The sequence below is a fragment of the Campylobacter sp. BCW_6460 genome (assembly GCF_001762705.1).
Lineage (GTDB): Bacteria > Campylobacterota > Campylobacteria > Campylobacterales > Campylobacteraceae > Campylobacter_D > Campylobacter_D jejuni.
Genome location: NZ_MJXI01000015.1, coordinates 1 through 549 on the forward strand (window position 1 = coordinate 1; position 549 = coordinate 549).

Consider the following 549-nt stretch of genomic DNA (forward strand, 5'->3'; position numbering starts at 1 on the left):
TTCTAAATCTTCATCATTTTTATCATCTAGTTCATCTAAACTAGGCTCAGTATCCAAAGCTGTATGTTCTTGGCTTAAGTCTTCTTTTTCGCTTCCGCCATCTTCCAAAGTTAAATCTAAATCAGTTTGAATGTCTTCTTGAGTCTGTTCTTTAGTTGCTTCTTGTTCTAAATTTTCATCTTCTAAATTTTGAGTTTCTAAAGTTTCGTTTGCATTATCATCTTGAGATTCGTTAAGCTCTTCTTGCATTTCTAATGTATTTGCTTTAGAATCGTTTAATAATTCTTGCTTTTTTATTTCTTCATTTTTGTCATCTTCTTTGATTTCTAAATCTTCATCATTTTTATCATCTAGTTCATCTAAACTAGGCTCAGTATCCAAAGCTGTATGTTCTTGGCTTAAGTCTTCTTTTTCGCTTCCGCCATCTTCCAAAGTTAAATCTAAATCAGTTTGAATGTCTTCTTGAGTCTGTTCTTTAGTTGCTTCTTGTTCTAAATTTTCATCTTCTAAATTTTGAGTTTCTAAAGTTTCGTTTGCATTATCATCTTG

At 31.0% G+C, this 549-nt stretch carries 1 pseudogene; it reads right to left on the reverse strand.

The features are described 5' to 3' along the window. Positions 1–549, reverse strand: a pseudogene (locus tag AJ881_RS04045) (highly acidic protein); the annotation flags it as partial.